We start from the raw sequence: 15,203 nt of genomic DNA, 5'->3' as shown, positions 1-15,203 counted from the left end.
AAGCCCCTTGATATATTATTGGTATATTAGGGGCTTTTTTCCTTTAGACGGCTTTTGCGGCATGATAAGCCGCGAGCATTGCAATATTGACCACATCTGTATCGTTTCCACTAAACGGTACAATTTGGACAGATTTTTCCAACCCAATTAAAATAGGACCAATGATGGTTGCTCCACCAAGTTCTTGTAACATTTTGCTTGCAATGGAAGACGCGTGATATCCAGGCATAACCAAAATGTTAGCGGGCTCTGTTAATCCCATAAATGGATATTGCTGCATCAATTTGGAATTGAGTGCTACATCAGCACTTATTTCTCCATCAAACTCAAAATCAACCTTGCGTTCATGCAAAATATTAATCGCATCCTGAATTTGCTGTGTGATTTGCCCTTTCATATAACCAAACGTAGAAAATGCTAAAAATGCTACCCGTGGTTGATATCCAAATCCACGTACAAACGAAGCGGTTTGTTCCGCTATATCCGCAAGTTCTTCAGCATTAGGATTTTCATAAACAGCTGTATCCGTAATAAACACAGTTCGTCCTCGGCAAATAGCCATTGAGATACCAATCAATCGTTCTTTTGGTTTTTCATCAATTGCACGACGTATATCGATCAGCGCTGTTTCATAATTGCGTGTCACCCCTGTAACCATTGCATCAGCATCTCCTAGTGCCACCATACACGCAGCAAAATAATTGCGATCATTATTGATACGACGATGACAATCACGCAACAGCCAACCTTGACGCTGCATCTTTTTATAAAGATAATTCGCATAATCATCTGTACGGCAAGAAAGCTTAGCATTCATAATAGAAATACCTTCACGCTCCAGATCAATTCCAGCGATAACAGCTGTTTCTCTTACTTGCTCTTCACGACCAACCAAAATCGCTTGTCCTAATTTTTGATGAACATAGGAAACGGCTGCCCGCATAATTTGCTCTTCTTCACCTTCTGCAAAGACAATTTGTTTTGGCGCTTGACGAACATGGTTATAAACCCCACGCATCATCGAGGAAGTAGGATCACGTCTCGCATTCAAATCGCGCTCATAGGCCTCTAAATCATCTATGTTCTTTTGCGCAACACCGCTTTCCATTGCTGCTTTTGCTACCGCTATTGAAACAACCGTCAATAAACGCGGATCAAAAGGAACAGGGATGATATAATTAGGACCAAATTTTAATCGCTTTCCACAATAAGCTTCTGCAACGCTGTCAGGCACTTCTTCATGCGCTAAATTGGCAAGAGCCTTTGCCGCAGCAATCTTCATTTCTTCATTAATAACTCTTGCACGCACATCAAGTGCACCACGAAATATATAAGGAAAGCAGAGAACATTATTAATCTGATTTGGATAATCGGAACGCCCTGTTGCGACAATGGCATCATGACGCACTTGCATAACCTCTTCCGGCGTAATTTCTGGATCGGGATTAGCCATAGCAAAAATGATCGGCTGTGGTGCCATAGATCTTACCATTTCAGGAGTAAGAGCACCTTTAGCAGAAACCCCAAAAAATATATCTGCACCTTCCATTGCTTCTATAAGCGTACGTTTATCTGTTTGAATAGCATGCGCAGATTTCCACTGATTCATTCCCTCTTTGCGACCTTCATAGACCACACCCTTTGTATCACATAATATGATATTTTCGGCACGAAAGCCCATCGCTTTAATCAGTTCAATACAAGCAATTCCTGCAGAACCAGCACCATTACAGACTAACCGCGTATTTTGCATATTGCGCCCTGTTAAAGTCAAAGCATTGAGAACACCAGCAGCAACAATAATTGCTGTACCATGTTGATCGTCGTGAAAAACAGGTATATTCATCACCTCGCGTAGGCGGCTTTCAATCATAAAGCACTCTGGCGCCTTAATGTCTTCAAGATTAATTCCACCAAAAGAAGGTTCTAAATGACGCACCAAATTGATAAAACTTTCTGTATCGTTTATATCAATTTCTAAATCAATGGAATCAATATCCGCAAAACGCTTAAACAGCACTGCTTTGCCTTCCATGACCGGCTTAGAGGCAAGAGCTCCTAAGTTGCCTAACCCTAAAATAGCTGTACCATTTGAAATAACAGCAACAAGATTGCCTTTTGCTGTATAATCGTAAGCTAGCGCTGGATTTTGAGCAATTGCCTTAACTGGAACTGCAACACCTGGTGAATAAGCAAGTGCTAAATCATGCTGTGTTGCCATAGACTTTGTTGCAACAATCTCAAGCTTTCCTGGTCGACCACGACTATGAAAATCTAGAGCTTCTCGTTCGCTCGCACTGTAAACAGTTTGAGACATTTTCTGATCCTGCTTGCTCTCTTTCATTTCACTTTATTTTCTCCAAAAACAGTGTAAATTTTGCTTGATAATGCGTATAGTCATTAAATTTGATTCATGTATTAGAACTCGCTATTCTTGCCTTAGCAAATCTGATGATGCGTTGCAATTTAGAGATAAATAGATATTGAAGTAAACAAAAAAGAGTAAAAACTTCACTTAAAGGAAACAGGCCTCGTACAAATGGATAAAAAAGACAACCATAAAAATAATTTAATTCCACAGCCTGCCTCCTCATCTGCTTCCTCTCAAGAACGTCTGACACCTATGATGGAGCAGTACATAGAAATCAAAGCCGTACATCATGATTCCCTTCTCTTTTACCGAATGGGGGATTTTTATGAATTATTTTTTAATGATGCGATTGAAGCTGCTCAGGCTTTAGGAATCACACTCACAGCACGCGGAAAACATTTAGGACAAGATATTCCTATGTGCGGTGTTCCCGTTCATGCTGCTGATGATTATTTACAAAAACTGATTGCTTGTGGTTACCGAGTTGCTGTTTGTGAACAAATAGAAGATCCTGCTGAAGCAAAAAAACGTGGCTCAAAATCTGTTGTTCGGCGTGATGTTGTTCGCCTTGTAACACCTGGAACGATAACAGAAGAAAAACTCCTTGATCCAACACGCGCAAATTATTTGATGACACTTTCCCGTATAAAAACAAGCGATGGAGAGGAATTTGCTCTTTCTTGGATTGATATCTCAACAGGCATATTTCGTGTAACAGAAAGCCGCCAAGAAAAACTTTTGGCAGATATTATGCGTGTGGATCCACAAGAAATCATTGTTGCTGATTCATTCTTTCATGATAAATCTCACAAATCACTTTTTAATGTTCTTGATCGTATCGTTTCACCTCAACCTGCTTGTCTCTTTGATGCACTGACCGCTGAACGCGATATTTGCAATTATTTTAAACTCTCAACTCTTGAAGGCGTTGCCGATTATTCACGTTCCGAACTCTCTGCAATTGTAGCTGCTATTCGTTATATCGAAAAAACACAAATCACGCATCGTCCTCCCCTCATGCAGCCTGAGCGCCAAAATGAAAGTGCGACTCTTTTTATTGATGCCGCAACCAGATTAAGCCTTGAACTTATTCGTACGACATCAGGTCAACGGGATGGAAGTTTATTAAAAGCTATTGATCGCACTGTAACAGGAGGAGGATCACGCCTTCTCATCGATCGCCTTATTGCTCCCCTCACCACTCCTTCGGCTATTGATACGCGTTTGGATTCTATCGATTTTTTTCTACGTAATCCTTCTCTTGCAGAAGCGATAAAGCTTATTTTAAAAGGGGGACCAGATATGCCCCGCGCCGTTTCACGTTTGGCTCTTGGACGAGGAGGTCCCCGTGATATGGCGACAATCCAGCGCGGCTTTGAAATCATTCGTGAATTGCATCAACTTCTTAATAATGAGCTTCTGCCTCAAGAAATAAGTGATGTACAACAGGTGTTCTCAAACTTACCCACAGCGTTATACTTTCATTTAGAACAAGCATTAGCTGATGATCTCCCACTCCTTAAACGTGATGGTGGTTTTATTCGTTCAAATTATCATAAAGAGCTCGATGAAATGCGTGCTTTACGTGATGAATCGCGCCGTGTCATTGCTGAACTTCAAGCGCAATATGCCCAAGAAACAGATATTAAAACGCTTAAAATAAAGCATAATAATATTCTAGGTTATTTCATTGAAGTAACCAGTACACAAGCATCTGCTCTTACAAATAATCCACAAGCTAAAGCACGTTTTATTCATCGGCAAACAATGGCAAACGCTATGCGTTTTACAACAACAGAGCTTGCTGACCTTGAAAGCCGTATTGCCCATGCTGCCAATCACGCATTGACACTTGAACTAGAGATTTTTGATATTCTCGTTCAGGAAATTACCGAACAAGTTGATTTTATTCGTAAAGCCTCTGAAGCACTTGCTATTTTAGATGTCTCTGTCGCCTTAGCATATCTTGCTGAAGAACAAGGCTATTGCCGACCTAAAATTGATCTTTCACTTACCTTCCATATCACAGCAGGACGCCATCCTGTCGTCGAGCAAGCACTCCGCAAACAAGCAGCAGAACCTTTTATTGCCAATAATTGTGATCTCTCTGTGCAAGAAAATCAGCAATATGCAGCAATCTGGCTGTTGACAGGGCCTAATATGGGAGGAAAATCAACTTTTTTGCGGCAAAATGCTCTTATTGCTATTATGGCGCAAATGGGGTCCTTCGTTCCAGCGACTTCAGCACATATTGGTATTGTTGACCGCCTATTTAGTCGTGTTGGGGCTTCCGATGATCTTGCACGGGGGCGCTCAACCTTTATGATGGAAATGGTTGAAACAGCAACAATTCTCAATCATGCTAGCCACCATTCCCTTGTTATTCTTGATGAAATAGGACGTGGGACATCAACCTTTGATGGACTTTCTATTGCTTGGGCTGCTGTTGAATATCTCCATGAAGTTAACCATTGTCGTGCTATTCTCGCTACCCATTTTCATGAAATGACTGCACTTACCGAAAAACTTGACAGACTGCATAATGTAACCATGAAAGTCAAAAATTGGGATGGTGATGTAGTTTTTCTTCATGAGGTCACACCAGGAGCTGCTGACCGTTCCTATGGTGTACAAGTCGCAAAGCTTGCTGGACTTCCCCCAGCCGTTATTACACGAGCAACAGATGTACTCCATCAATTAGAACAAAGTGAAATGGCTGGAAAAGGGCATAAACTCATTGATGATTTACCACTCTTTTCTCTTAAAGCAACATCTCCCGTCAATGAAGCAAGAAACAAACATTGTGTACTTCACGAAGCTTTAAAAAATATCCATCCCGATGAACTCTCTCCTAAACAAGCTTTAGAAGCAATTTACCACCTCAAACAGCTTGAAAAGAATAACCTCTTATAGAAAACGGATGTTATTTTTTATTAAAAAGCTTTCTTAAGAGGAGATAAAGTATCACTTTTTGATATGCCACAGCACAAACTGTTGTTTACCGTATTCCCATCGCTTTTCTACACAATATATTTTGATAAGTGTAATGCATATAGAGGCAAAATCCTATGCATTATATTCCATATTTCCTTAGATCAATATTGGCCCGTAGACAAAAAATTAGTCAATATCGACTATTTTTACAAGATAGTCGTTTTTTGTGAAGATTGTCATGAAATCTCCTCCACCTTGCAAATACGCAATATTTAATGAATTATGCTTTTTCACAATCAATATTATTGTTATCATAGCAACAGTTTTAGTTTAAAGCTGTCGGTGTTGGGATGCCACCCCATTTTGCATAATAAATTCATGGATGATGGGTCTCGTATTTTCTTCACATTTTAAGTTATAAAAAGCTCTTTTACTGTTTTCATATGAACCATATAATCAGATATATCACAGCAGCATTTTATTTTCCTAAACATCCTTTGAACTCCTTCCCACACCTCAAAGGATAAAGATTTTCATTCACATCAAGTCTGCAAACAGTCTAGATTCTAAGGGATTTACCTTGACTTCCTTCATGTGATTCACTTAAACCCAAAGCTTGATAAACAAGTCTAAGAATATTCACCACACACTTAAAAAACACTTAATATATTAAGGAAGATGCCGTATATCACAGCCCTAAATGACAGTGTTTTTACGGTACAAAAAGATAATGCCACCAGTACAATAAATATCTTTCATAAATATAAGAACAGGAAATCGTAATTTCGTATAAAATTGAAATATGATATGAAGCGTAATCATACCATATCTATCTTTATCTGTCTTACATAGCTGCTGAAATAAGCAATCCGCAGCAGCTTTTAGTTGTATTGATAGCTTTTTAATCATACTTATCATGGCTCGAAATATTCTGATAAGTTCATAAACTCATAAAATAATTAGCTTAGAATATCGTGTAAAAGATGCAAAAAAAAATCAGAATACTATCTCTCTTTTATAAGACGCGTCATTCATCTCATTAAATATTACGTACTGCACCCTTTGCAGCAGATGTGGTCATCGCTGCATAGGCTTTGAGAGCCTTTGAAACTTTACGCTGACGCTTCTCAATCGGTTGCCAAGCACCTTTTCCTTTTGCTTCCATCTTAGCACGGCGCTGCTTCATCTCAACGTCATCCACCAACATATGAATTCTACGATTTGGAATATCAATTTCTATGATATCCCCCTCCTCCACCAACGCAATTTCTCCTCCTTCAGCAGCTTCTGGTGAAATATGTCCTATCGAGAGCCCTGAACTTCCCCCTGAAAAACGTCCATCCGTAACAAGTGCACAAACCTTGCCCAATCCTTTAGATTTGAGATAACTTGTTGGATAAAGCATTTCTTGCATTCCAGGTCCACCACGTGGACCTTCATAACGGATTAAAACAATTTCACCTATTTTAATCTTATCAGTTAATATAGCTGAAACAGCTGAATCTTGGCTTTCAAAAATTCTTGCCGGACCTTTAAAAGTTAAAATTGATTGATCAACGCCTGCTGTTTTTACAATACAGCCATCTTTTGCAAGATTTCCATAAAGAACTGCCAATCCTCCATCTTGTGAATATGCATGTTCCCTATCGCGAATCACACCTTTTTCACGATCAAGATCAAGGGTCTCATAGCGACAAGATTGGCTAAAAGCTGTCTGTGTTGGAATACCACCAGGAGCAGCACGATAAAATGTACGGACTGTTGGTTCATTAGTTTGTTTCACATCCCAACGGTAAAGAGCTTCTTTCATTGTTTTTGCATGAACCGTATAAGTTGACGTATCAATGAGTCCCGCCGCATCCAGTTCGCCTAAAAGCCCCATAATACCACCAGCGCGATGAACATCTTCCATATGTACATTCGCAACAGCAGGAGCAACCTTACATAAAACAGGAACACGACGTGAAAGATGATCAATATCCGTCATGGTAAAATCCACCTCACCTTCTTGCGCCGCGGCTAAAAGATGCAGTACCGTATTGGTTGATCCCCCCATAGCAATATCAACGGTCATTGCATTTTCAAAAGCCTTGCGTGAAGCAATAGAGCGGGGCAAAACTGTTTCATCATCTTTTTCATAATAACGTTTAACCAATGCAACAATCTGTTTTCCAGCTTCTTCAAAAAGCATCCGTCGATCTGCATGTGTTGCTAACATTGATCCATTTCCGGGAAGCGAAAGCCCCAATGCTTCCGTTAAGCAATTCATGGAGTTGGCTGTAAACATTCCTGAACAAGAACCACATGTAGGACAAGCAGCACGCTCCATTTCAGCAACTTCTTCTTCTGAATTCTGTTCTGAAGCTGCTGCAACCATGGCATCGACCAAATCAACCCTTAGATCTTGATCCTTCCATTTAATCTTACCTGCTTCCATAGGACCGCCTGAAACAAAGATTGTCGGAATATTCAACCGTAAAGCAGCCATTAACATACCAGGCGTAATTTTGTCACAATTAGAAATACAGACAAGTGCATCCGCACAATGTGCATTAACCATGTACTCTACAGAATCAGCAATGATTTCACGTGAGGGCAAAGAATAGAGCATTCCATCGTGCCCCATCGCAATTCCATCATCTACAGCAATGGTATTAAATTCTTTCGCAACACCACCGGCAACCGCTATCTGTTGTGCGACTAATTGCCCAAGATCTTTTAAATGGACATGCCCTGGTACAAATTGTGTAAAAGAATTCGCAATCGCAATAATGGGTTTACCAAAATCAGTATCTTTCATCCCTGTTGCACGCCAAAGTCCGCGGGCTCCTGCCATATTACGCCCGTGGGTCGATATTCTTGAACGGTAAGAAGGCATTATTTTTTTCCCCTCAAATAATTCCATTTTGCTTGTTGTGCTGTAACTTCATTATAAAAACAAGAGCTTTAATATTCAAAAGAGAAAAATACCTTGTACTGAGGCATTTGAAGCACAAAATTAAAAGCTCTGCATAAACTTTTTCATAAAGCCTTTGTTTTTTTATTACCTGTTAATCAACATCTAATCCCTGTGCAATTCCACGTTTGAGACAAATATCAAAACACTTCAGTGTGGCACGAACTGTACCAGATTTTTGTATGCCAGATTTGGTAAGTATATTGCATCTATCTGTTTGCGTAATTTCTGGAACAAGAAGACAGCCTAATTTGGAAAGAATATAAAGGCATCATGGTAAAAATCTATCATCTCCTTACAATTCAGCTTTACATCTTTCAAAAGCATTCATAGCAATATCTTTTAAATAACGATGACGCATTATATCATGCTTTTGTTTTTATACTCTTCAATGGAGTTACTCTCCTCACGAAGAACAGAAAACCCCAAACAAAATACACTTGTATAGCCTTCATGTACTCATTTTAAAGAAACATCTTTCAATGCACACTCGAGCCTATTTCACGATAGCGCCTATGAATGGTATAAAAGTTCCCGTGAATAATATAAATCTATAGGGGACATCTTCACACTTATGAAGAAGCAAACTGACACCATCATACATTTTTCTCATCCCCAATATTGCCAACATCCTTGCTAATTAAGACAATTCACAAGAGATATTTTTATTCCTTTCTTAGATATTTTTATTCCTTTCTTCAAGTGTTTTTATCCACACGGCTCTCCCTGCGTGTGACATACAAGCAAGTGACTTTAATTGTTTTAATACAAGAGGATTTCAAATGAGAGAACCTTATGATATTCGGGACTCTCATTCCAGTTGTAAAAATTAATTATGAATATAAACCTATACTTATCTCATTATAACTCACATTACACCCTTTACGAAAAAACAGATAGAATTTATAAAGAGTACAGCGTTTTCTCGTAAGGTAATCTAGTGCAGAGTTACAATTTGTAGTTCATGCTCATTGGCTCCAGCAAGGGCGATAGAACGCTCATCGGATAAAATGATAGGATAACCTGTTTCACCAAAGAGAGCCCATATCGTAATTCCTGGGGTCATTGGTGGAAGATCTGGAAAGTTTTTAGCCAGATCATCTGTACAAACTTTTTTTAAATAGGCAATCTGTCCCGCATCAGAGTAGGATGTGTTCTGAAACGACAAGTTTTGTTTATGTTCTCCCATTTCACTGTTCCTTTACGCCTTAACTTTTATGACTCACCACTACTGACTTTAATTGGAATCTGTTTTATTTCTTTTTTTAACTTTGGTTGATACAGATTAATTGATAAAAGACCATTTTTCAACTCTGCATTTGTAACATGCATCCCTTCCGCGAGAACAAAGGTTCGCTGGAATTGTCGCGCAGCTATACCGCGATATAAATATTGATGATTTTGGTTATCTGTTTGTTTACCATGAATAACCAATTGATTATCATCGAGCAAAATATTAAGATGGTTAATCTTAAATCCAGCAACAGCCAAAGTTATGCGGATATGATTTGCATCATCATTTTTATGCAAACGTTCAATGTTATAGGCTGGGTAAGCCTCATCAGCTTTACCGATACGTTGCAATATTTTTTCTACGGTTTCAAACCCTAAAAGGAAGGGATTGGAGAAAGGTGTCACATGTGTCATTCATGAGTATCCTCTTTAAAACGGCTTTACTTGACCAAACTCTATAAAAGTGTTCGCTGCATTCCTCTCATATGGCGAGCGTGAATGATAACTTCAAGAGAGAAGATTTAAGAGAGTTCAATGCCTCAAAGTACCATAAAATTGTCAAACGTGCGAAATTTATCTGGTATATTATATAATGAAAATGAAATTGCAGAAATATTTCGCCGTTTTTCTGTGCAACGCCCAGCGCCTAAGAGTGATCTTATCTATACAAATATTTTTACGCTTTTGGTTGCCGTTGTGCTTTCGGCTCAAGCGACAGATGTAAGCGTTAATAAAGCGACAAAAGAATTATTTCGCCTTGCTGATCAACCGGAAAAAATGGTTGCATTAGGAGAAGAAGAAATAGCACATCATATCCGTTCAATTGGTCTTTGGCGAGCAAAAGCACGCAATGTTTATGCACTTTGCAACTGTTTAATTGATTGTTATGGCGGTCAAGTACCTGATACGCGTGAAGCACTTATGTCCCTTCCTGGAGTGGGGCGCAAAACGGCTAATGTTGTTTTGAATGTTGCTTTTGGTCAGCCTACATTGGCAGTAGATACACATATTTTTCGCTTAAGCAATCGTCTTGGTTTAGCGCCTGGCAAAACACCAGAGATTGTTGAGAAGAAATTATTAAAGATTATACCAATCCATTATCTTCGTCATGCACATCATTGGCTTATTTTACATGGACGCTATGTTTGCCAAGCACGTAAAGCACAATGTAGGCAATGCATTATTGCTGATCTATGTAAAGCAGCTATCAAAACAAATGCTATTCCGGCACCTTTAGTTGAGCTTCAAGGCAATGGAGCTCCGATTTTTTTGTAATACGGTCTTGCTATTTTGTGTATAGTGGCTTATGGAAACACTATTAGAACCGCCCGGCAGGGCATGCCGTGGCTGTTTAAATGCTTGTTCAAGCGTTGGTCCGCTTGAGTGAATAAAATATTTGATTGAATAAATTAATGTACGGAGTAGCAAAATGCCCAAGATGAAGACCAAATCATCCGCTAAAAAGCGGTTTAAAATCACTGCGTCAGGCAAAATTAAAGTAGCAGCTGCCGGTAAGCGCCACGGTATGATTAAGCGTTCGAATAAATTTATTCGCGATGCACGTGGAACGATGGTTTTGTGTGAACAAGATGCTAAAAAAGTCGTTCAGCATTATTTGCCGAATGGTGTTTAAACCTTACGCTTTTGATTTTGAGGAGATTATAATATGGCACGTGTGAAAAGAGGTGTGACAGCACACGCTAAGCACAAAAAAGTTCTTAAACAGGCTGAAGGTTTTTACGGTCGTCGTAAAAATACCATTCGTGCAGCTAAAGCAGCAGTTGATCGTTCAAAGCAATACGCTTATCGTGATCGCAAAAATAGGAAACGTACTTTCCGTTCTTTGTGGATTCAGAGAATTAATGCGGCTGTTCGCGCAGAAGGTTTAACTTATGGACGTTTTATTGATGGCTTATCAAAAGCCGGTATTGAGGTTGATCGTAAGGTTCTTTCAGATATAGCAATCCACGAAGCAGAAGCATTTTCTGCTTTAGTAGCTTCGGCAAAAAAGGCTTTGGAATATTTAAAAGATACGACACCTAATGCTTTTGAAGGCGCTGTCAAGTAAGCCAGTCGTGTTCTCTTAAAGCATTTATTTATTCGAGGTCCCGTGCTGGCTGTTGCGAGTGCGGGTTTTTTTTATTAAAAAATAGGCAAAAATATGAACGATATTGAGCGTCTGGAACAAGAAATTTGTTTATCCTTAGAGGCAGCGGGTGATGAACAGGCACTTGAAGCAGTGCGTATTGCAGCATTGGGTAAAAAAGGTAGCATCTCTGAAAAATTAAAAGCATTAGGGAAGATGGATGCTAGCGAGCGCCATAAAGTTGGACCAGTTCTTAATGGATTAAAAAATCGTATTTTAGAATTATGGGCGCAAAAGCGTGATCTTCTGAAAAGACAGGCAATGGATACCCGTCTTTCTCGTGAAACGCTTGATGTTACCTTGCCTGTTCGCTCTTCACCTATAGAACGGGGACGCATTCATCCTATTTCACAGGTTATTGAGGAAATTATTGCCATTTATACGAAGTTGGGTTTTTCTCTTGCAGAGGGACCTGATATTGAAACAGATTATTACAATTTTACGGCATTGAATTTTCCTGAAGGGCATCCCGCACGCGAAATGCATGATACCTTCTTTTTTGATGTCAATAAAATGGGAGAACGAAAGTTGTTGCGGACCCATACATCACCCGTACAAATTCGCACACTAGAAAAACAAAAAGCACCGATACGGATCATTATTCCTGGAAAAACTTACCGCATGGATTCGGATGCGACGCATTCGCCCATGTTCCATCAGGTAGAAGGTCTTGTCATTGATAAAACCTCCACCATTGCCCATATGATGTGGCTACATGAAACCTTTTGTAAAGCATTTTTTGAAGTTCCCTCTGTAAAAATGCGTTTTCGTCCTTCTTTTTTCCCTTTTACCGAACCATCTATGGAAGTGGATATTCAATGTGATCGCTCTGGTTCAGAAGTAAAATTCGGAGAAGGACAGGATTGGTTGGAAATTTTAGGATGCGGAATGGTGCATCCTCATGTGTTGAAAAATGTTGGTTTAGATCCCGATGAATATCAAGGCTTTGCATGGGGAATGGGCATTGACCGTATTGCCATGTTGAAATACGGTATGCCTGATTTACGAGCTTTTTTTGATGCTGATCTGCGTTGGTTAGACCATTATGGCTTTCGTTGCTTTGATATGCCTGCTTTTTTTCCTAATAGAAATATGTGATCTTAGTCATCGCTTTCATGTGAGGTTTTAAAATGAAATTTACATTGTCGTGGTTAAAAGATCACTTAGAGACAAGTGCATCTTTGGATGAAATTTGTGAGAAACTAACAGCTATAGGTCTTGAGGTTGATTACGTTGATGATCGGTCTTCTTTAAAAGGTTTTGTGATTGCAAAAGTTTTAACAGCAATAAAGCATCCTGATGCAGATAAACTCCAGATTCTGTCCGTCGATACAGGGACTTCTACACCTGTTCAAGTTGTCTGTGGAGCACCAAATGCGCGTGCAGGTCTTGTTGGTGTTCTGGCACTACCAAGCACTTATATTTCAGGACTCGATGCGACATTATCTGTAGGAAAAATCCGCGGTGTTGAAAGTTTTGGGATGATGTGTTCGCAAGCGGAGCTTGAATTATCAAATGAACATGACGGGATTATCGAACTTCCAGAAGATGCACCTATTGGAGATTCATTTGCAACTTATGCTGGTTTAGATGATCCGATCATTGATATTGGTTTGACCCCCAATCGCTCTGATTGTACAGGTGTTCGTGGTATTGCCCGTGATCTTGCTGCCGCTGGAATGGGAAAATTAAAAGAATTATCCTTGTCAAAATTTGAGCCTTCCTTTGAAACACCTCTCGATGTTTCATTAGATTTTTCGCAAGATTCATCATTATGTTTAGGTTTTGCTTGGCGTGAAGTGCGCAATGTTCAAAATGGTGCATCACCTCAGTGGATGCAACAGCGTTTGAATGCAATTGGTTTGAGACCGATTAATGCGCTTGTTGATATGACCAATTACATAAGTTTTGACCTTGGTCGTCCACTCCATGTTTTTGATGCGGATAAAATTAAAGGTAATTTGTGTGTACGTTGTGCTCGTGAGGGAGAACAGCTTCAAGCACTGAACGGAAAAATCTATCATTTGGGCGCTAAGAATTGTGCCATTGCAGATGAAGAGGGGATTGTTTCGATTGCCGGTATCATGGGCGGTGAAAGAACGAGTTGTGATGAGACAACACGTCGCGTTATTATTGAATCAGCGCTTTGGGATGCGCAAAGCATTGCACAAACAGGAAGAGCATTAGGTCTTATCAGTGATGCACGTTATCGATTTGAACGAGGTGTTGATCCGGCTTTTATAGAAACAGGGCTTGAGATTGCAACAGAATTGGTCTTACGTCTTTGTGGTGGTGAAGTATCTAAGAAGAGGATCGTTGGCTATCAGCAACAAGAAATCAAACAGATCGCTTTTCCTTTTTCTGAAATTAAACGTTTAACAAATTTGGAAATAGAACCTGAAAAAGTCATCTCTATTTTAACAAAACTTGGATTTTTCGTTGAAGGAAAAGGAGATGTCGTTACAGTAAAAGTACCATCATGGCGCCCTGATATTATGGGGAAAGCCGATTTGGTGGAAGAAGTCATGAGGATTTATGGGCTAGATAAAATTAAACCTATTCCTTTGGAAAACTTCGCAGAAGGAAAAGATCAAATTTTAACATGCGCACAAATTCGTTCACGTGCTACACGTTTGGCTTTAGTGCAACGTGGTATGAAAGAAGCGGTAACATGGTCTTTTATTTCTGAAAATCAAGCTCTTGCTTTTGGAGGAGGTCAAGAAGAGCTTAAATTGGTTAATCCTATTGCTGCTGATATGTCAATGATGCGTCCTTCCCTTTTACCTGGTTTGATTATGGCGGCACAGAGAAATGCTGATCGTGGTTTTTCCGATCTTGCTTTGTTTGAAGTTTCCAATATTTATGAAGGCGATACCCCTGATAAACAACACCGTGTTGTTAGTGGGATTCGTCGCGGAACAGAGCAATTTAAAGGGGCTGGTCGTTTTTGGAATGGAAATGCAACCGTCGTTGATGTTTTTGATGCCAAAGCAGATGCTTTAGCTATTTTAGAAGCATGCGATATGGATGTTGGAAAAGTGCAGATTGAAGTAGGAGCACCCGATTGGTATCATCCTGGTCGTTCAGGTGTCATAAAACTTGGATCAAAGATTATTCTTGGTTTTTTTGGTGTTTTTCATCCTGCTACATTAGAAAAGTTAGATGTCAGTGGCCCTTTATGCGGCTTTGAAATTTTTCTAGACAGAATTCCAGAATCAAAGAAAAAAACGACCAAAAGCCGTCCTCCTTTGAAACTCTCACCTTTTCAAATGGTGCGGCGTGATTTTGCCTTTATAGCGGATAAAACTGTTGCCTCTTCTCTTATTATTCGTGCGGCAAGTGGAGCCGATAAAAAACTTATTCATTCAGTGCAGATTTTTGATATTTTTGAAGATTTAAGCTTTGGCGAAGATAAAAAATCTGTTGCAATTGAAGTAACTATTCAGCCCATAGAACGGACTCTAACAGATGAAGATTTAGAAAAGCTTGCCTTAAAGATCGTGGATAATGTTACCAAAATGACAGGTGCATATTTGCGCTACTGAGTATTTTCATTTTTTATG

10 protein-coding genes are annotated in these 15,203 nt (G+C 39.5%); 6 read left to right on the top strand and 4 right to left on the bottom strand.

Translation table 11 applies throughout. From position 1 onward, the window contains the following. Positions 1-43: 43 nt before the first annotated feature. Entirely contained in the window at positions 44-2,344 is a 2,301-nt protein-coding gene (locus ACFIKQ_RS00965; RefSeq protein WP_375655613.1) for an NADP-dependent malic enzyme, read from the bottom strand. 195 nt (positions 2,345-2,539) lie between these two features. On the opposite strand from ACFIKQ_RS00965, the gene mutS reads away from it, so the two are divergent. Beyond that, positions 2,540-5,284, top strand: a complete 2,745-nt coding sequence (gene mutS, locus ACFIKQ_RS00960; RefSeq protein WP_375655611.1) for a DNA mismatch repair protein MutS — start codon at positions 2,540-2,542, stop codon at positions 5,282-5,284. 1,060 nt (positions 5,285-6,344) lie between these two features. On the opposite strand, the gene ilvD is transcribed toward mutS, so the two are convergent. From ilvD to ACFIKQ_RS00945, 3 genes are all read right to left on the bottom strand, one after another. Beyond that, positions 6,345-8,183, bottom strand: coding sequence for a dihydroxy-acid dehydratase (gene ilvD / locus ACFIKQ_RS00955; protein WP_375627959.1), 1,839 nt, complete (start codon positions 8,181-8,183; stop codon positions 6,345-6,347). Positions 8,184-9,198: 1,015 nt separating this feature from the next. Next, positions 9,199-9,450 (bottom strand): DUF1150 domain-containing protein, encoded by a 252-nt coding sequence (locus ACFIKQ_RS00950; protein WP_012754519.1) that lies wholly within the window; start codon positions 9,448-9,450, stop codon positions 9,199-9,201. Positions 9,451-9,476: 26 nt separating this feature from the next. Next, the gene (locus ACFIKQ_RS00945; protein WP_012754518.1) at positions 9,477-9,908 is read right to left on the bottom strand and encodes an Hsp20 family protein; all 432 of its coding nucleotides are present in this window, start codon (positions 9,906-9,908) and stop codon (positions 9,477-9,479) included. A gap of 120 nt (positions 9,909-10,028) precedes the next feature. On the opposite strand from ACFIKQ_RS00945, the gene nth reads away from it, so the two are divergent. The 5 genes from nth to pheT all read left to right on the top strand — a co-directional run bounded on the left by nth (position 10,029) and on the right by pheT (position 15,185). After that, positions 10,029-10,769, top strand: coding sequence for an endonuclease III (gene nth / locus ACFIKQ_RS00940; protein WP_375651639.1), 741 nt, complete (start codon positions 10,029-10,031; stop codon positions 10,767-10,769). Between the two features lie 154 nt (positions 10,770-10,923). Then, positions 10,924-11,127, top strand: coding sequence for a 50S ribosomal protein L35 (gene rpmI, locus ACFIKQ_RS00935; protein WP_012754516.1), 204 nt, complete (start codon positions 10,924-10,926; stop codon positions 11,125-11,127). A 33-nt stretch (positions 11,128-11,160) separates the two neighbouring features. After that, the gene (gene rplT / locus ACFIKQ_RS00930) at positions 11,161-11,562 is read left to right on the top strand and encodes a 50S ribosomal protein L20 (protein ID WP_375635419.1); all 402 of its coding nucleotides are present in this window, start codon (positions 11,161-11,163) and stop codon (positions 11,560-11,562) included. Between the two features lie 93 nt (positions 11,563-11,655). Beyond that, positions 11,656-12,738 (top strand): phenylalanine--tRNA ligase subunit alpha, encoded by a 1,083-nt coding sequence (gene pheS / locus ACFIKQ_RS00925; RefSeq protein WP_375655609.1) that lies wholly within the window; start codon positions 11,656-11,658, stop codon positions 12,736-12,738. A gap of 32 nt (positions 12,739-12,770) precedes the next feature. Continuing rightward, entirely contained in the window at positions 12,771-15,185 is a 2,415-nt protein-coding gene (gene pheT, locus ACFIKQ_RS00920; protein ID WP_375652581.1) for a phenylalanine--tRNA ligase subunit beta, read from the top strand. Positions 15,186-15,203: the final 18 nt, after the last annotated feature.

The organism is Bartonella sp. MR63HLJHH (assembly GCF_042194155.1).
GTDB lineage: Bacteria > Pseudomonadota > Alphaproteobacteria > Rhizobiales > Rhizobiaceae > Bartonella > Bartonella grahamii.
The sequence above is the reverse complement of the archived record's forward strand: the minus strand, read 5'-3'. Positions and strand labels throughout refer to the sequence as shown.